General features: G+C 65.5%; 15 protein-coding genes and 9 tRNA genes. 4 read left to right on the plus strand and 20 right to left on the minus strand.

Annotated features, from left to right (window positions below; genetic code table 11):
• Positions 1 to 313: 313 nt before the first annotated feature.
• From GZH52_RS16205 to GZH52_RS16215, 3 genes are all read right to left on the minus strand, one after another.
• Positions 314 to 389 (minus strand) — tRNA-Thr (locus GZH52_RS16205).
• A 58-nt stretch (positions 390 to 447) separates the two neighbouring features.
• A tRNA-Pro gene (locus GZH52_RS16210) sits at positions 448 to 524 on the minus strand.
• An 89-nt stretch (positions 525 to 613) separates the two neighbouring features.
• Positions 614 to 690 (minus strand) — tRNA-Pro (locus GZH52_RS16215).
• A gap of 88 nt (positions 691 to 778) precedes the next feature.
• Here GZH52_RS16215 and GZH52_RS16220 point away from each other — a divergent pair.
• Both GZH52_RS16220 and GZH52_RS16225 read left to right on the plus strand, forming a co-directional pair.
• A complete protein-coding gene (locus GZH52_RS16220; RefSeq protein WP_163317977.1) occupies positions 779 to 1,771 on the plus strand; it encodes a recombination-associated protein RdgC in 993 nt (330 codons plus the stop codon).
• A 222-nt stretch (positions 1,772 to 1,993) separates the two neighbouring features.
• On the plus strand, positions 1,994 to 3,421 hold the full coding sequence (locus GZH52_RS16225; RefSeq protein ID WP_275405095.1) for a catalase: 1,428 nt from the start codon (positions 1,994 to 1,996) through the stop codon (positions 3,419 to 3,421).
• 245 nt (positions 3,422 to 3,666) lie between these two features.
• Here the strand turns inward: GZH52_RS16225 and GZH52_RS16230 are convergent, their stop codons facing one another.
• The 13 genes from GZH52_RS16230 to GZH52_RS16290 all read right to left on the minus strand — a co-directional run bounded on the left by GZH52_RS16230 (position 3,667) and on the right by GZH52_RS16290 (position 10,812).
• Positions 3,667 to 4,605 (minus strand): dihydroorotate oxidase, encoded by a 939-nt coding sequence (locus GZH52_RS16230; protein ID WP_163317979.1) that lies wholly within the window; start codon positions 4,603 to 4,605, stop codon positions 3,667 to 3,669.
• An 81-nt stretch (positions 4,606 to 4,686) separates the two neighbouring features.
• Positions 4,687 to 5,214 (minus strand): response regulator transcription factor, encoded by a 528-nt coding sequence (locus GZH52_RS16235; RefSeq protein ID WP_203525817.1) that lies wholly within the window; start codon positions 5,212 to 5,214, stop codon positions 4,687 to 4,689.
• Positions 5,214 to 6,434: a HAMP domain-containing histidine kinase gene (locus GZH52_RS16240; protein ID WP_163317981.1), complete on the minus strand. Its 1,221-nt coding sequence runs from the start codon at positions 6,432 to 6,434 to the stop codon at positions 5,214 to 5,216. Before GZH52_RS16240 ends, GZH52_RS16235 begins: the two co-directional genes overlap by 1 nt.
• Before the next feature lie 130 nt (positions 6,435 to 6,564).
• A complete protein-coding gene (locus GZH52_RS16245) occupies positions 6,565 to 7,233 on the minus strand; it encodes a DUF1275 family protein (protein WP_163317982.1) in 669 nt (222 codons plus the stop codon).
• A gap of 95 nt (positions 7,234 to 7,328) precedes the next feature.
• Positions 7,329 to 7,402 (minus strand) — tRNA-Cys (locus GZH52_RS16250).
• Positions 7,403 to 7,440: 38 nt separating this feature from the next.
• Positions 7,441 to 7,516, minus strand: a tRNA-Gly gene (locus GZH52_RS16255).
• A gap of 27 nt (positions 7,517 to 7,543) precedes the next feature.
• Positions 7,544 to 7,619 (minus strand) — tRNA-Gly (locus tag GZH52_RS16260).
• Positions 7,620 to 7,648: 29 nt separating this feature from the next.
• Positions 7,649 to 7,724, minus strand: a tRNA-Gly gene (locus GZH52_RS16265).
• Between the two features lie 30 nt (positions 7,725 to 7,754).
• A tRNA-Gly gene (locus tag GZH52_RS16270) sits at positions 7,755 to 7,830 on the minus strand.
• Between the two features lie 33 nt (positions 7,831 to 7,863).
• Positions 7,864 to 7,939 (minus strand) — tRNA-Gly (locus GZH52_RS16275).
• A 78-nt stretch (positions 7,940 to 8,017) separates the two neighbouring features.
• On the minus strand, positions 8,018 to 8,599 hold the full coding sequence (gene pgsA, locus GZH52_RS16280) for a CDP-diacylglycerol--glycerol-3-phosphate 3-phosphatidyltransferase (RefSeq protein ID WP_163317983.1): 582 nt from the start codon (positions 8,597 to 8,599) through the stop codon (positions 8,018 to 8,020).
• A 15-nt stretch (positions 8,600 to 8,614) separates the two neighbouring features.
• On the minus strand, positions 8,615 to 10,417 hold the full coding sequence (gene uvrC, locus GZH52_RS16285; protein ID WP_163317984.1) for an excinuclease ABC subunit UvrC: 1,803 nt from the start codon (positions 10,415 to 10,417) through the stop codon (positions 8,615 to 8,617).
• Positions 10,414 to 10,812, minus strand: a complete 399-nt coding sequence (locus GZH52_RS16290) for a DUF4124 domain-containing protein (protein ID WP_163317985.1) — start codon at positions 10,810 to 10,812, stop codon at positions 10,414 to 10,416. Before GZH52_RS16290 ends, uvrC begins: the two co-directional genes overlap by 4 nt.
• Positions 10,813 to 10,943: 131 nt before the next feature.
• Here GZH52_RS16290 and guaB point away from each other — a divergent pair, with 131 nt between their 5' ends.
• On the plus strand, positions 10,944 to 12,407 hold the full coding sequence (guaB, locus tag GZH52_RS16295; RefSeq protein ID WP_136551614.1) for an IMP dehydrogenase: 1,464 nt from the start codon (positions 10,944 to 10,946) through the stop codon (positions 12,405 to 12,407).
• A 92-nt stretch (positions 12,408 to 12,499) separates the two neighbouring features.
• A complete protein-coding gene (locus GZH52_RS16300) occupies positions 12,500 to 13,381 on the plus strand; it encodes an alpha/beta fold hydrolase (protein WP_239058158.1) in 882 nt (293 codons plus the stop codon).
• Here GZH52_RS16300 and GZH52_RS16305 read toward each other — a convergent pair.
• The 4 genes from GZH52_RS16305 to nrdR are packed head-to-tail and all read right to left on the minus strand — an operon-like array spanning position 13,372 to position 16,677.
• Positions 13,372 to 14,019 carry a hypothetical protein gene (locus GZH52_RS16305; protein WP_163317987.1) on the minus strand — a complete coding sequence of 216 codons (648 nt, stop codon included), beginning with the start codon at positions 14,017 to 14,019 and terminating at the stop codon, positions 13,372 to 13,374. The genes GZH52_RS16300 and GZH52_RS16305 overlap by 10 nt on opposite strands.
• A gap of 8 nt (positions 14,020 to 14,027) precedes the next feature.
• Positions 14,028 to 15,068, minus strand: coding sequence for a malate/lactate/ureidoglycolate dehydrogenase (locus tag GZH52_RS16310; RefSeq protein ID WP_163317988.1), 1,041 nt, complete (start codon positions 15,066 to 15,068; stop codon positions 14,028 to 14,030).
• Positions 15,069 to 15,105: 37 nt separating this feature from the next.
• Positions 15,106 to 16,215: a bifunctional diaminohydroxyphosphoribosylaminopyrimidine deaminase/5-amino-6-(5-phosphoribosylamino)uracil reductase RibD gene (gene ribD, locus GZH52_RS16315; RefSeq protein WP_163317989.1), complete on the minus strand. Its 1,110-nt coding sequence runs from the start codon at positions 16,213 to 16,215 to the stop codon at positions 15,106 to 15,108.
• A gap of 3 nt (positions 16,216 to 16,218) precedes the next feature.
• Positions 16,219 to 16,677 (minus strand): transcriptional regulator NrdR, encoded by a 459-nt coding sequence (gene nrdR / locus GZH52_RS16320; RefSeq protein WP_163317990.1) that lies wholly within the window; start codon positions 16,675 to 16,677, stop codon positions 16,219 to 16,221.
• Positions 16,678 to 16,860 lie beyond the last annotated feature (183 nt).

The raw sequence follows: 16,860 nt of genomic DNA on the forward strand, positions 1-16,860 counted from the left end.
GCTTGCCGATATCCAGACCGAAAAGTGCGATGTTTGCCATGATGATCCTCCGCGCCGAATTGGAAACAGCCCAGCAAGCGTAGCCTGCTGGGCTGTTGGAGTTCAGGCTGACCATCACATTAGCCCCGCTTCATGAGCGGGGCGAGTGACAATCAAAGCGCGAATCATGGGCTACCCATCACCATGGGCCGGTGCCAAAAAGTGCGCAAACGGGTGACAAAACGCGCGCAGCGTTACAGCGGCGTGATGACTACACGGCGCAGAAAAGCAAAAAGGCCAACCCTTGCGGATTGGCCTAAGTGCTTGATTATCATGGTGCCGATAATAGGAGTCGAACCTACGACCTTCGCATTACGAATGCGCTGCTCTACCAACTGAGCTATATCGGCACACCAACTTGTTAAAATGGCCTTGATTCAAACTATCAAATCAAGGCCATCTTGAATCTGGTCGGAGTGAGAGGATTCGAACCTCCGGCCTCTACGTCCCGAACGTAGCGCTCTACCAGGCTAAGCTACACTCCGATGCTTCAACTTGTTTCCGTTGAAGAGCCATTAATTTACCGGAAGATCCGGACAATTGCAAGCATTTCGTTTCAAACCATTCAAAATTCTGGTCGGAGTGAGAGGATTCGAACCTCCGGCCTCTACGTCCCGAACGTAGCGCTCTACCAGGCTAAGCTACACTCCGCTTCCGAATTTTGTTTCTCTAAAACTCCGTCTGCCACCGCTTCTGCGGTACAATTGTCGCTTCAGAGGACGCGCATTATGTATCAAATATGTGGATTAAGCAACTATCTTTTTATCGATTGAGTGGCGAGTCGCTGACTGACGCCGAAAAACTCTCTACCGCGCTTGCCAAGCGTCCCTTCCACCCCTGCTCCGGCCTCGACTGGTTCAGCGAGGGCTGGGTGCCGCCGGCAGGCTTCCTCTGTGATCCGGTCTACCCCGCGCAGGGCAAGCTGATGGTCTCGCTCAAGCGCGAGGACAAGGTGCTGCCCGCCGGCGTGATCCGCGACTTCCTCGACGCCAAGATCGGCGAAATCGAGGCAAACGAGCTGCGCAAGGTCGGCCGCAAGGAGAAGCTCGAACTGAAGGAGCAGATCACCGACGACCTGCTGCCGCGCGCTTTCACACGCTCCAGCCGGTTGAGCGCCTACCTCGACCTTGGCCGCGGCTGGCTGATGGTCGACAGCGGCACCGCCAGCAAGGCCGAGGCGCTGGTCTCGCAGTTACGCGAGGCGCTGCCCCCCTTCCCCGCCGCGCTGCCGCGCACCCAACTCTCGCCGCACGCAGCGATGACCGCGTGGGTCGCCGACGGCGAAGCGCCGGAAGGCTTCGAGCTAGACGCAGAATGCGAGCTGAAGGACCCGGCCGAGAATGGCGCGGTGATCCGCTGCACGCGGATGGACCTCACCAGCGAGGAGATCCGCCAGCACATCGCGAACGGCATGCTGGTGACCCGCGTCGGCCTGATCTGGCGCGAGCAGGTCCGCTTCGTACTGACCGACACCCTGCAACTGAAGCGCATCCAGTTCCTCGACGTGCTGCAGGAAGAGGCCAGCGGCGCCGGTGACGACGTGGAAAGCCTGTTCGAGGCGAGCTTCCTGATCGGCAGCGAGGCGCTCGGCGAGATCGTCGACGCGCTGGTCGAAGCACTGGGCGGGCTGACCGAAGACCAGCAGGCGGCATCGGCCGGCACCGCCGCCGCACCCGCTGCGCAGCCAGACCCCGGCCAGACAGGCGGCGGCAGCGACGTACCCTGGGACTGAACATCCCGACACCCACAAAGGAGGCTATGCCTCCTTTTTTATTGATAGCTAAAAGCTAACTATCAGGACAAAACAATCAATTTAACAAGACTATAACAAGACACCATAATCGCTCCACACACAGCAGGACAGCACCATGGACACCCACCGCAACTGGCTGGAACACTGGTTCGAGGTCTACGCGAACCTGGTCTGGCTGCAATGATGAAAACGGAGCGAAACATGCACAAACTGACGACCCAGGCCGGCGCACCGGTTCCCGACAACCAGAACGTGATGACTGCCGGCGCACGCGGCCCAATGCTGCTGCAGGACGTGTGGTTCCTCGAAAAACTCGCGCACTTCGACCGCGAAGTGATTCCCGAGCGGCGCATGCACGCCAAGGGCTCCGGCGCCTACGGCACCTTTACCGTCACCCACGACATCAGCCGCTATACCCGCGCCAAATTGTTTTCGGCCGTCGGCAAGCAGACCGAGCTGTTCGCCCGCTTCTCGACCGTCGCCGGCGAGCGCGGCGCGGCAGACGCGGAACGCGACATCCGCGGCTTCGCGTTGAAGTTTTACACCGAGGAAGGCAACTGGGACCTGGTCGGCAACAACACGCCAGTGTTCTTCCTGCGTGACCCGCTGAAATTTCCCGACCTCAACCACGCCGTCAAGCGCGATCCGCGCACCAATATGCGCAGCGCCAACAACAACTGGGACTTCTGGACGCTGCTGCCCGAGGCGCTGCACCAGGTCACCTACGTGATGGGCGACCGCGGCATCCCGGCCAGCTACCGCCACATGCACGGTTTCGGCAGCCATACCTTCAGCCTGATCAATGCTGCGGGCGAGCGCCACTGGGTGAAATTCCACTTCAAGACCCAGCAGGGCATCAAGAACCTGAGCGACGCCGAGGCCCAGGCGCTGGTCGGCCGCGACCGCGAGAGCGCGCAGCGCGACCTGCTGGAGAGCATCGACAACGGCGACTACCCGCGCTGGACGCTATTTATCCAGATCATGACCGAGCAACAGGCCGCCGAGTGCCCGTTCAACCCGTTCGACCTGTCCAAAGTCTGGCCGCACGGCGACTACCCGCTGATTGAGGTGGGTGAATTCGAGCTGAACCGCAACCCGGCCAACTACTTTGCCGAGGTCGAGCAGGCCGCGTTCAACCCGGCCAACGTGGTACCCGGCATCAGCTTCTCGCCCGACCGCATGCTGCAGGGCCGGCTGTTTTCCTACGGTGACGCGCAGCGCTACCGCCTGGGCGTCAACCACGGCCAGATCCCGGTCAACGCACCGCGCTGCCCGTTCCACAGCTACCACCGCGATGGCGCGATGCGCATGGACGGCAACCACGGCAGCACGCTCGCCTACGAGCCGAACAGCTACGGCCAGTGGCAGCAGCAACCAGACTTCAGCGAGCCGCCGCTGGACATCTCGGGCGCCGCCCAGCGCTGGAACCACCGCGACGATACCGACTACTACAGCCAGCCGCGTGCGCTGTTCCGGCTGATGGACGCGGACGAGAAGCAGCGCCTGTTCGACAACACCGCCCGCGCCATGGGCGACGCCGATATCGAGATCAAGCGCCGCCACATCGCCAACTGCACGCTGGCCGATCCCGAATACGGCGCAGGCGTCGCGCGCGCCCTCGGACTGTAATCAGTCCATGCCCGCCGCCGCCCCACCCGGGGTGGCGGTTTGACAAACCCACAAATAGGAATGATTATCATCTTTATTTTATTGAAAGGACTTTTGCCATGCTCGCCTGGATCGGACGCCACCCGCTGCAACGCGGTGGCGGCATCGCCATTTTCGCCCTCGGCTGGCTCAGTCTGCTGTGCCGCTGAGCCCAGCGCAAAAAAACGCCCCGCAATGCGGGGCGTTCTCGTTGCGGCAAAAACCGCTTACATCGTCTTGAGCTTGCCGCGGAAATCGGCCAGCGTCGCGTAGCCCTTCTCCTGCATCAGCGCGGCGAGTTCGTCGCGGATGCGCGCGAAGCAAGCCGCGCCTTCCTCGTACAGACAGGTACCCACCTGCACGGCGGTCGCGCCGGCCAGGATGTGCATGAACGCCTCGCGGCCGCTCTTGACGCCGCCGCAACCGATCACATGCTTGTCGTCCAACAGGCGGTAGAACTCGCGCACGTTGGCGAGCGCCGTCGGCAGCACGTAGTCGCCGCCGATGCCGCCCAGGCCGCCCTTGGGCTTGATCACCACCGACTCGCTGTCCAGATCGATCACCAGGCCGTTGCCGACCGAGTTGATGCAGGTCACGTACTTGAGCGAGGGGAAGCTGTTGAGCACCGACGCCATCTCGGCGAAGTGTACCGGGTCGAAGTAAGGCGGCAGCTTCACGCCGAAGGGCTTGTGGTAGACCTTGACCACTTCGGAGAGCACGTGGCTGGACGCCTCGAAGTCGTAACCGATCTGCGGCTTGCCCGGCAGGTTCGGGCAGCTGAGGTTCAATTCAACCAGACACGGCAGGTCGGCGTCGCGGAACGCGGCCAGCATCTCGAGGTTGTCTTCCAGCGACATGCCGGACACCGAGACGAACAGCGGCTTGCCGCCCTGGTGGTCGTACGCCTTCGCATAGTCGAGGTAGTACTGGTAACCGGCGTTGGGCAGGCCCATCGAGTTGATGCTGCCATGCGGCGCCTTCGCGTAGCGCGGCTCGGGGTTGCCTTCGCGCGGCAGGAGCGTGCAGCTCTTGGTGATCAGCGCGCCAGCGGCGGACGCGGCGACGGCGTCGAGTTCTTCACGCGAGCGGCACATCACGCCGGACGCGTTGTAGAGCGGGTTCTCCATGTTAACGCCCAGCCAGGAGACGGAAAGATCGACAGCCATGTGCATTCCTTGCAAAACAAAACCTAAACCGGTCAAGTCTAGCAAGCGATCGCCTCCTTCGCCCTGACCTGCGTCAAAACACTATTGCGCGACCGGCCGCTTGGCGAGCATGCGCTGCAGGGTGCGCCTGTGCATGCCCAGCGCACGCGCGGTCTCCGAAATATTGCCACCATGCTCGGCGAGCACCCGCTGCAGGTGCTCCCACCCCATCCGCTTGAGCGACATCGGCGGCGCGGTCACCGCCAGTTCCGGGTCGGCCGCCTCGCGACCGAAGGCGGCGACAATCGCCGCGACGTCGGCCGGCTTGGCGAGGTACTGCACCGCGCCCAGTTTGGTCGCCTCGACCGCGGTAGCGATGCTCGCGTAGCCGGTGAGCACGACGATGCTCGCCCCGGGTGCAACCTCAAGCAGCCTGGGCAACAGGCGCAGCCCCGAGTCGCCGGCAAGGTTCAAGTCGAGCACCACGCGAGCGTGCGGCGCATCGGCCATCGCCGCGAGCGCGCCGTCCGCGTCGTGCGCGTGCGCGACGCGGTGGCCGCGCCGCTCGAGCGCGCGCCGGAGCACGCGCACGAAGGCTTCGTCGTCGTCAACCAGCAAATAGTCCGTCATCAGCATTCTCCGGCAGGCGCCAGCGGCACGCGCACGCACGCGCGCACGCCGCCGGCCGCGTCATTATTCAGCGTCAGGGTGCCGCCCAGCCGCGACAGCGTCACATGGGTGAGCATCACGCCCAGCCCCAGCCCGGCCGGCTTGGCCGACACCTGCGGTGCGAGGCCCGCGCGCGCCAGCTGCGCGTCGCTCAGGCAGCCCTCGCGGTTGACGATATCGAGCGCGAGGGCACCGCCCGCCACCTCGGCCGACAGCTCGACGTGCCCGCCCCCAGCCTCGGCCGCGTTGTTCAGGAGGTTGCAGATCGCCGGCCACAAGGCCGGCGGCAGCGCTGCGCACACCTGCTCGTCGCCGGACAGCCTCGTATCGAGCACCACATCTGGCCTGAGCGTGCGCCAGCCCTCCAGCTGGTGCGCGAGCACCTGCAGCACCGGCTCGGGCGCACGCGGCGGCTCGGCGCCGTGCCGCAGCCGGGCCAGCGCGTCGCGGCAGTGCGCGAGCTGGCCGCGCATCAGGGCGAGGTCCTCGCCAAGCGCAGGGTCGTCACCGTAGTCGGCAGCAAGCTCGTCGCACAACAGCGTCAGCGTGGAAAGCGGCGTCGACAGCGCGTGCGCGGCGAGGGCCGCCTGCACGCCCAGCGCGACCATCTGCTCGTTGGAAAGCTGCGTCTCGCGCGCGGCCATAAGCTCCGCCTCGCGCCGCGCGAGCGTGCGCGCAAGATACGAGACGAAACCGACGATCAGCGCGATCGACAGCGCCAGCGTCCACCACATGCCAACCAGGTGCAGGCTGAACGCGTACGCCGAGTCGCCGCCGGCGACCGGCCACGGCAGGTGCCAGACAAACAGCACGCCGTAACAGGCGAGTGCAAGCGCGCCGAGCAGCCAGGGCGCAAGCCCAGGAGCGAGCAAGGCGGCGAACAGCACCGGCGGCAGGTAGAGCGAAGACAAAGGATTGGCAGCACCGCCGCTGGCAAACAGCAGCAGCGAGAGCGCAAGCACGTCGGCGGCCAGCCCCGAGAGCAGCGCGCCGCGCGAGCCGGTGCGCGGGAGCATGAAATTGACCAGCGCCAGCAGCGCGAGCGCGGCAAGACAAGGCAGCCAGGCAAGTTCGACGCCGGAAAACCCGGCCGCAGCCAGCGCCAGCAGGCCCAGCGCAACCATCGCGTAGCGCAGCTGGACGAGGCGCTGCTCGGGCAAGACGGAAACGGGCAAAGACATGACAGGGAGTTTACCCGAGCGCGCGCGCGCGGGCAGCCCGCACGTCACTCGACACCCTGCTTCCATTCACCCTCACCGCCCACAGCAAGCCCCCCCCCATCAGACCTGACAGGACAGTGCTGTCGGCGCGTCACGCCACCTCAAGCGGACGGCGGCCGGCGACAAGGTAGAAGAGCCCGCCGGCGGCGTAGGCGAGCGCGAACCACTCGAACGACGCCTGGCCGACCCTCAGGTAGAGCAGCAAGGCAAGCGCACCACCGCCGACGTAGCCGGCGATCTCCAACAGGCTGAACCAGACCTTCCAGCCGACCTCGCGATGACCGGCGGCCAGGTAGCCCAGGTTGACGCCGAAATCGGTCAGGTTGCCTGTCATGTGGGTGGTGCGCACCACATTGCTGCGGTACTGGATATGCAGGCCGTTCTGGCAACCCATGGTGAAGGTCAGCGCGTAGAGAAAGCCCGCTTGCTCGTGCCCGGTGCGCGACCACAGCCACAGCAGCAAGCCCAGCCCCAGCATCAGGTAGCCGTATAGCGGCCGGTAGCCAGCCCGCCCCTCGCGCATCAGCACGCCAGAGACAAAGGCACCCAGCGTAAAGAAGCCGACCAGCGCGAGGATGCGCCAACCCTGCTCGAGCGCGTGTCTGAGCAGCATGTCGTCGGCGATATCGAGCAGGTTGCCGGAAAAGTGGGAGACCGAGTACGCAAAGCGCAGCAACGTGAAGATATTGAGCGCGCCGCTGTACAGGCACAGCAACACGATCCACGCGAGCAGCCAGGCGGAAGAAGCGGGACGGGACATAGGCGACAGTTTAGGCAGACAAGCCGTCCCCCGCCCGTCGCCACGGCCCAGCCAAGCAAAAACCCCGTAGAACTTGCGTTCTACGGGGTTTTGACTGGAGGCGGGGGTCGGAATCGAACCGGCGTAGACGGATTTGCAATCCGCTGCATAACCACTTTGCTACCCCGCCTTGAGGGGCTGGAACCACCTTTAGGGTGAATCCGAAACTGGAGCGGGAAACGAGGCTCGAACTCGCGACCTCAACCTTGGCAAGGTTGCGCTCTACCAACTGAGCTATTCCCGCATGGGTCCAACAGTACCAGCGTGAAGCTGGAGCGGGAAACGAGGCTCGAACTCGCGACCTCAACCTTGGCAAGGTTGCGCTCTACCAACTGAGCTATTCCCGCATTTTGGTCAAACAGTACCAGCATGAAGCTGGAGCGGGAAACGAGGCTCGAACTCGCGACCTCAACCTTGGCAAGGTTGCGCTCTACCAACTGAGCTATTCCCGCATTTTTGGTCAAACAGTGCCAGCGTGATGCTGGAGCGGGAAACGAGGCTCGAACTCGCGACCTCAACCTTGGCAAGGTTGCGCTCTACCAACTGAGCTATTCCCGCATATCGAAACTTGGCCGGCAAAACAAGTTTTGCTGGAGCGGGAAACGAGGCTCGAACTCGCGACCTCAACCTTGGCAAGGTTGCGCTCTACCAACTGAGCTATTCCCGCGTCAAATTTCTTTTCCTGATAACGTTGCCGCCTCAAGAGACTGCGAATTATAAGGATTTTCGGAAGCCCGTCAACACCTCACACGTCGATTTTTTTGCCGGAGAACTCGTGCGCAGCCATCCGCAGATAGTAAATCATTGACCACAAAGTCAAAATCACCGCAACAACCATGAAAATATTTCCGAGCATGAGGGTGGAAAAGCCCGGCACGATGGGCGCCGCGTACAACAGCAGCAGGATCGCGAACATCTGCGCGGCGGTCTTGAGCTTGCCGATGGTCGCCACCGCCACGCTCTTTCGCGCGCCCATCTCGGCCATCCACTCGCGCAGCGCGGAGATGGTGATCTCGCGGCCGATGATGATCATCGCCATCCAGCCCTCGGTGCGACCCAGCTCGACCAGCAGGATCAGCGACGCGGCGACGATCAGCTTGTCGGCAACCGGGTCGAGAAAGGCGCCGAACGCCGAGGTCTGCCCCAGCCTGCGGGCAAGAAAGCCGTCCAGCCAGTCGGTCACCGCCGCCAGCGCGAACAAGGTCGCACCGGTGACGTTCGCCACCCGCGAACTCATCAGGTCCGGCGGCAGGAAGAAGATCGCGACAAAGATCGGGATCAGGGCAACCCTGAGCCAGGTCAGGAAAATCGGCAAGTTGAACGGCATTGTCCGGTGTTTTTCTTAGTGCAGGGCGTTGTAAATCGCGGTCGCGAGCTTGTGGCTGATCCCCTCGACCCGCGCCAGGTCGTCGACGCTGGCGGCCTTGACGCCGCGCAAGCCCCCGAAACGGGTCAGCAGTTGCTGGCGGCGCTTGGCGCCGATACCGGGAATCTCTTCCAGCGTCGACAGCGTGCGCGCCTTGGCGCGGCGGGCGCGGTGACCGGTGATCGCGAAGCGGTGCGCCTCGTCGCGCACGGTCTGGACCAGATGCAGGCCGGGGTGATCGCTGGGCAATTGTAGCGTCTTTTCAAGGTAGGGGAGGATCAGCGTTTCCAGGCCGGGCTTGCGCGCCTCGCCCTTGGCGACGCCGCAGATCGGCACGCCGACGCCCAGTTCGGCCATCACCTCGAGCGCGACCCTGACCTGCCCCTTGCCGCCGTCGATCAGCAACAGGTCGGGCAGCTTGCCCTCCCCCTGAACCAGTTTGCCGTAGCGGCGGGTCAGCGCCTCGCGCATCGCCGCGTAGTCGTCGCCGGCCTTCGCCGTCGTGATGTTGAAGCGCCGGTACTCGGAGGGCTGCATGTCCCCCCTGTCATACACCACGCAGGAGGCAACGGTCGCCTCGCCCTGCGTGTGCGAGATGTCGTAGCACTCGATGCGCTCGAGCGCGTCGATTTCCAGCACTTGGGCCAACGCGGCCAGCCGCGCGGCCTGGTTGGCGCGGCTACCGGCACGCTGGCTGGCGGCCAATAGCGCGTTCTTCTCGGCCATCTCCAGCCAGACGCGGCGCTCGCCGATCGGGTTGCACACCAGGTGCAGCACGCGCCCGCCCTGCTCGCCCAGCCACAAGGCCAGCGTTTGCGGCAGGTCGTGGTTGACGATCAATACCCCGGGCAAGGGCGCACTCAGATAATGCTGGCCGAGGAAGGCCTCGAGCGCGGCGGCGGCGTCGCAGTCGTCGGCGTTGTCGGGGAAGAAGCTCTTGTCGCCCAGGTGGCGGCCACCGCGGATCATCACCAGGTTCACGCAGACCACACCGCCGTCGACCACGGCGGCGACCACGTCGGCGTCCAGTTGCGAGGTATTGCTCGACACATATTGTTGCGCCTGCACGCGCGAGAGCGCCTGCACCTGGTCGCGCAAGGCGGCAGCCTCCTCGAACGCCAGCGCCTCGGATGCGGCGAGCATGCGCTCCGTCAGCGACTGGATCAGCGCGTCCTGGCGGCCGGACAGGAAGTCGACCGCCGAGGCGACGTCGCGCGCGTACGCGGCGTCTTCAACCTCGTGCGTACACGGCGCGCTGCAGCGCTTGATCTGGTAGAGCAGGCAGGGGCGCGAGCGGTTGGCGAACACCGAGTCTTCGCAGGTACGCAGGCGGAACACCTTCTGCAGGATCTGGATGCTCTCGCGCACCGCGTAGCTGTTCGGGAACGGGCCGAAATAACGGTGCGGCTTCTTCGGTTCACCGCGGAAGTAGGCCAGTTGCGGGTAGGCGTGCGCCGACACCATCAGGTAGGGGTAGCTCTTGTCGTCGCGGAACAGGATGTTGTAACGCGGCGCGAGCGCCTTGATCAGGTTGTTCTCGAGGATCAGCGCCTCGGCTTCCGAACGGGTGACCGTGGTCTCGATGGCGGCAATCTGGCGCACCATCAGCTGGATGCGCGGGCTGAGGTCGGACTTCTGGAAATAGGAGCTGACCCGCCGCTTGAGGTCGATCGCCTTGCCGACGTACAGCACCTTGCCGTCCGCACCCAGCATCCGGTAGACGCCGGGCAGTTGCGGCAAGGACGCGAGCACCGCTTCGGCGTCAAACGCTTGCGTCACTCGGCGCACCACTCTTTCTGCACGGCCAGCGCGCTTTGCACCAGCGCGTCGTTGCGCGGCTTGGCCGACTGCAATCGCTCGACGTTGCCGCGTGCGCTCTTGCAGTTCTCGGCGCGCACCTGCCTGTTATAGGCGTCGACCTTGCCGTTCAGCGCCTCGCTCTCCGCCTTCAAGGCCGCCGCACCCGTCAGCGGCGGGCGTGATGCCGGCGCACTCGCGTCGGCCTTGGGCGCAGGCGCCGCGCGCACGCCCAGCTTCTGCGCGGAAACACCGGACGGCGGCCTGTCCGAGAAGACGGTACGCCCGCTGGCGTCCTGCCACTTGTAGACATCCGCGCCCACCGCGACGCTGCTTGCAGCCAGCAGTGAAAATGCCAACAACGCGCCAAGCTTCATGCCGTGCTCCCCTTGTCAGGACAAAAGCCTATGAGAACACATCTGGCCACGCGGAAAAAGGCGGCTGGCGCTCTTTGCCTCGCCCCCCTATAAACCGATATAATCTCGTTTTGCTGCCAAGGAAGCGCCAGATGCGTATCATCGAGAAAGCCTACACCTTCGACGACGTGCTCCTCGTGCCGGCCCACTCCAAAGTCCTGCCGCGCGACGTCTCCCTCTCGACCATTCTCACCCGCAACATCAAGCTAAAACTGCCGCTAGTCTCCGCCGCGATGGATACGGTCACCGAAGCGCGCCTGGCCATTTCGATGGCACAGGAAGGCGGCATCGGCATCGTCCACAAGAACATGAGCATCGAGCGCCAGGCGCTCGAAGTCTCCAAGGTCAAGCGCCACGAAAGCGGCGTGGTCAAAGACCCGATCACCATCGCGCCGGACATGCTGGTACGCGACCTCGTCCTGCTCACCCGCCAGCACCGCATCTCCGGCCTGCCGGTGATCGAGCAGGGCAAGGTGGTCGGCATCGTCACCAACCGCGACCTGCGCTTCGAGACCCGCCTCGACCAGCCGGTGGCGTCGATCATGACCCCGCGCGAGCGCTTGGTCACCGTCAAGGAAGGCGCTAGCATCGACGAGGCGCGCGAACTGATGCACCACCACAAGCTCGAGCGCGTGCTGGTCGTCAACGACGCGTGGGAGCTCAAGGGCCTGATTACCGTCAAGGACATCATCAAGACCAGCGAACACCCGAACGCCAACAAGGATGCTCAGGGTCGCCTGCGCGTCGGCGCGGCAGTGGGCACCGGCGGCGACACGCCGGATCGCGTCGCCGCGCTGGTGGCTGCCGGCGTCGACGTGCTGGTGGTCGACACCGCGCACGGCCACAGCGAAGGCGTACTGAGCCGCGTGCGCTGGGTGAAGGACAACTTCCCGCAGGTCGACGTGATCGGCGGCAACATCGCCACCGCCGACGCCGCACTCGCGCTGGTCGAGGCCGGCGCAGACGCGGTCAAGGTCGGCATCGGCCCGGGCTCGATCTGCACCACCCGTATCGTCGCCGGCGTCGGCGTGCCGCAGCTGACCGCGATCCACAACGTGTCGACCGCGCTCAAGGGCACCGGCGTGCCGATGATCGCCGACGGCGGCATCCGCTTCTCCGGCGACATCGCCAAGGCACTGGCTGCCGGCGCCAACTGCGTGATGCTGGGCGGCATGTTCGCCGGCACCGAAGAGGCACCGGGCGAAGTCGAGCTGTATCAGGGGCGCTCGTACAAGTCCTACCGCGGCATGGGCTCGCTGGGCGCGATGGCGCAAGGCTCGTCCGACCGCTACTTCCAGGACAACGAGGCCAACGCCGACAAGTTCGTGCCGGAAGGCATCGAAGGCCGCGTGCCGTACAAGGGCCCAATCGCCCAGGTGATCCACCAGCTGATCGGCGGCCTGCGCTCGTCCATGGGCTACCTCGGCTGCGCGACTATCGACGAGATGCACGAGAAGGCCGGCTTCGTCGAGATCACCTCGGCCGGCATGCGCGAGAGCCACGTGCACGACGTGCAGATCACCAAGGAAGCGCCGAACTACAACGTCGACCGCTAAGCGCCAAGCGCTCCTTGCAAGGCCCGCCTGTCTGGCGGGCCTTTTTCATGTGCGGCTGGCCGCGCACCCGCCATGCCAATAAAATGCACGGCATGAGCACCACACCCCTCCCCGTCCCCGCCTCGCGTACGCTGATCTTGCGTGGCCGCAGCCATCGCCTGCTCCACTGGGGCGACACCGACGCACCCATGCTGTTCCTGCTGCACGGCTGGATGGACTGCGCGGAGACCTTCAGTTTCATCGCCCCATACCTGGCCCGCGACTGGCAGCTCGTCGCGCCGGACTGGCGCGGCTTCGGCCACAGCCAGTGGAACGGCGGCCCCTATTTCTTCCCCGACTACCTGGCCGACCTCGACGCGCTGCTCGAAACACTCAGCCCCGACACGCCGGCGTGCATCGCCGGCCACAGCATGGGCGCGATGATCGCCGGCCTCTACGCCGGCGCCCGCCCCGAGCGCGTAGAGCGGCTCGCGCTGATGGAAGGCTTCGGCCTGAACGCGACCGACCCGGGCCAGGCTCCCGGCCGCTACGCGCGCTGGCTCGCCGAGCAGCGCACGCCCCCTGCATTCCAGGTGCCGGCGTCGCTGGAAGTCCTCGCCGCGCGGCTTTTGGCACGCAACCCGCGCATGCACGCCGAGCACGCCAGCCTGATGGCCCGCGCGCTGACCCGCGGCGTCGATGGCGCGCTCGTCTATCGCGCCGACCCCTGGCACAAGGGTGTGAACCCGGCTCTGTACCGGCTGGAAGAAGCGAAAGCGTGCTGGCGGGCGATAACATGCCCGGTGCTGTGGGTGATGGCCGGCGACGAGGGCGAGCACCCGATGGCCAAGGGCGTACTGGCGACGCTGGACGCGCGGCGCGCGTGCTTTGCCAGGCTCAGCGAGGTGACCATCGCCGACGCCGGCCACATGCTGCAGTGGGAACAGCCGGCGGCACTGGCAGCCGCGCTGGCCGGCTTTTTCGCTCAGGGCTGAGCGTCGGCCAGCCGCTGCGCGGCGGCCGGAAACTTCAGCCACCAGTAGAAGTATTCGCGCGCGAGCCCGAGGAAGAAGGTGCGCTCGGCCTCGTCCACCAGCATGGACAGCATGTCGTCGACCGCCTCGCGATAGCAGGCCGGGGCATGGTCGCGGGAAGCCAGCAGGTGCAGCAGAACCTGCAGCAGCTGGCAGCCTCGTGCCGACGCTGCCTCGTCGACACCCGCCTCGAACAGGCGGTCAAGGTAGAGGCCGAGCGACGGCGGGTAGGCGCCGCTGTCGGACGCAGGCAAGTCGCGCAGCAGGCTGTCGAGCGAAGGCAAGGCTCGCGCCTCGCTGCCCCGCCACGAGACGATCTCGCCTTGCGAGAGCATGCGCGCGATGCGGCCGATATCGCCGAGCCAGAAATAATAGAACTCGCGCACCACCGGCAGCAGCGCACGCCGTTGCACCGCATCCAGCGGCAGCAACAGCGCATCCACCGCCTGCCGATAGACTTCCGGCGACGGCGCCAGCCCTTCCAGCCTGGCCAGCAGGCCTGCAAGCTGCTTGCGCCGCGCCTCGCACAGCGCGGCATCGGCGCCCTGCCGGGAGAGCAGGGAAAGATACGCCGTCAACGCCTGCTGAGGATCGGACATTCGTTCTCCTAAGCGCCGGCCCGCCGGCACGCGTCTTCGATCGCGGCCCATTCGGCGTCGGCGATCTCCACCCCTTCGGCCCGCCGCACCTCTCGGCGCGCAAGCTCGGGCTCGCCGGCCATCAGTACCGGCTGCGCCGGGTCGGGCGACGGCGAGGACTTGATATAGCCGACCATCGCGTCGTATTCCGAGGTAAGCCAGTCAAGGTCGGCCAGCCGCGCCGGATCGACGATGAACGCGGTCAACTGGTTGACGATGCCGCCCTCGCGCGGATTGCCCGGCTGCAAGGTCCCGCCACCCGAGAGCAGGCCGGCCAGCAGCTCGCATGCGGCGACCAGGCCGCCCCCCTTGTGTTCGGCGATCGGCCGCAACGCGCCCTTGGGCTCTTCGTGCATCGCGCGCGGGTCGGCGGTCGGATACCCCTCGGCGTCCAGCATCACCTCGCAGTCGAACTGCTTACCGGCGAGGTAGGCGACCCGCGTCTTGCCGTAGGCGACCATGCTGGTCGCAAAATCCAGCACGAAAGCAGGATGAGCGGCGGTAGCGGGAAAGCTCACGCATACCGGGTTGGTCCCGAAACGTGCGGCCGAACCGCCAAAAGGCGCGACCAGCGGCTGCGGAAAATCGGTGACATTGACGAAGAACAGGCCGACCTTGCCGGCCGCGGCCACCTGCTCGCCGTAGCTGCCGATCCGCCCCATATGGTGGGCATTGCGCACGGTCAGCAGCACCACGCCGGTCGTGCTTACACGCTCGAGCGCGGCGTCGACCGCCTCGCGCACCACACGCTGGCCGAAGCCGCGGTCACCATCGTACTGCAGGATCGCGCCGGCGTCGTTGACCCGCCGGGCCGGCCGGTTCGGGCACAGCGTGCCGCGCTGGGCACTGTCCACATAAAAGGGCAACATGCCGACCCCGTGGCTATCGTGCCCGCGCAGGTTGGCTTCGACCAAATGCCCAGCGACCACGGCCACTTCCGCCGGCGCACACCCCAAGTCGCTCAGGGTACGTACCGCCACGTCCTGCAATTGCTGTTCGCTGACTCTCACCTGTCACCTCCCCTCATCCGGGAATCAAAGCGCAAGCTTACCCCTTACCCTGCTTGCCGACAGTCAGGGAAAGCCTGAGGTCGGGGCCGACGCGATCCACTTCCTTGAACGCCAGTTCGACCTTTTGGTCCAGCGATTGCAATGCCGGCAAGGCGAACAGCCCGCGCGCGTCGGCGCCCAACAGCATCGGCGCCATATAGAGGACAATCTCGTCGACCAGGCCGGCAGAGAGCAAGGCGCCGTTCAGCGTCGCCCCCGCCTCGACCATCAGCTCGCCCACCCCGCGCGCGGCAAGCGCGCTCAGCAAGGCGTCAAGATCGACCCGCCCATCCGCTCCGGGCAAGACCAGTACGTCGACGCCTTGCGCCAGATAGGGCGCATGGCGGGACGGGTCGGTACAAGTGGTCGCCAGCAGGGTCGGTGCGTCGGCACGGTAGATCACGGCTTGCGGGGAGGTCGTAAGCGCGGAATCGAGCACCACGCGCGTGGGCTGGCGGGAAGTCTCGATCTCGCGCACGGTCAGCCGCGGATCGTCTGCCAGCACGGTGCCGCTACCGGTGAGCACCGCGCAGGAGCGCGCGCGCCGCCGCTGCACGTCCAGCCTCGCTTCGGGCGAGGTGATCCACTGGCTCGCCCCGTTGGCGAGCGCTGTACGGCCATCGACGCTTGCGCCGGCCTTCAGCGTCACCCAGGGCCGGCCCCGCGTCACTCTGGAGACGAAACCCTTGTTGAGGTGGGCGGCTTCGTCGGCCAGCAGGCCGCTATCAACCGCAATCCCCGCCTCACGCAGCCTGGCCAAGCCTCGGCCGGCCACCTCGGGAAACGGATCGACCATCGCCGCGACCACCCGCGCGACCCCCGCGCGCACCAGTGCGTCGGCGCAAGGCGGGGTGCGCCCGTGATGACTGCACGGCTCGAGCGTCACATAAGCGGTCGCGCCGCGGGCACGTTCGCCCGCCGTAGCAAGCGCGTGCACTTCGGCGTGCGGCTCGCCGGCACGCCGGTGCCAGCCCTCGCCGACCACCTCCTCCCCCTGCACGATCACGCAGCCGACCCGCGGGTTCGGCGAGGTGGTGTTCACACCCAGCGCCGCCAGGCGCAGCGCGCGCTGCATGAACGCGTGGTCATTCGCACTGAAGGCAGCCATCGCTCAGTCCTGGTTCTTTTCGATCTCGCGCACGGCAGCGGAAAATTCGGATACGTCCTGGAAACTGCGGTAGACCGACGCGAAACGCACGTAGGCGACCTTGTCGAGCTTGGCCAGCTCGTTCATCACCATCTCGCCGATCGCGCGCGAGTCGATTTCCCGTTCGCCCAGTTGCAGCAGTTTCTGGCAGATGCGGTCGATCGCGGCGTCGACCAGCGTAGTCGGCACCGGCCGCTTGTGCAGCGCACGCAGGAAGCTGGTGCGCACCTTGTCGGCGTCGAACTCGGCGCGGTGCCCACCCGCCTTGACCACCTGCGGCATGCGCACATCGGCCGTCTCGAAGGTGGTGAAGCGCTTTTCGCACAACAGGCAGCGGCGGCGGCGGCGGATGCTGGTGCCGTCTTCGTTCGCGCGGGAGTCGATCACCTGGGTGTCAGCGTGACCACAGAAAGGACATTTCATCGGCTAATCACCGTTCGGTTTCAATAGCCGGATATTATCATGCCGGTAATGCCCATAAAGCAAAACCCCCGACTGATTGATTCAGTCGGGGGTCTGCGGATGGGGCGTCTGGCGGTGTCCTACTTTCACATGGCGAATGCCACACTATCATCGGCGCTAAGATGTTTCACGGTCCTGTTCGGG

It is taken from the genome of Crenobacter caeni, assembly GCF_010435965.1.
GTDB lineage: Bacteria > Pseudomonadota > Gammaproteobacteria > Burkholderiales > Chromobacteriaceae > Craterilacuibacter > Craterilacuibacter caeni.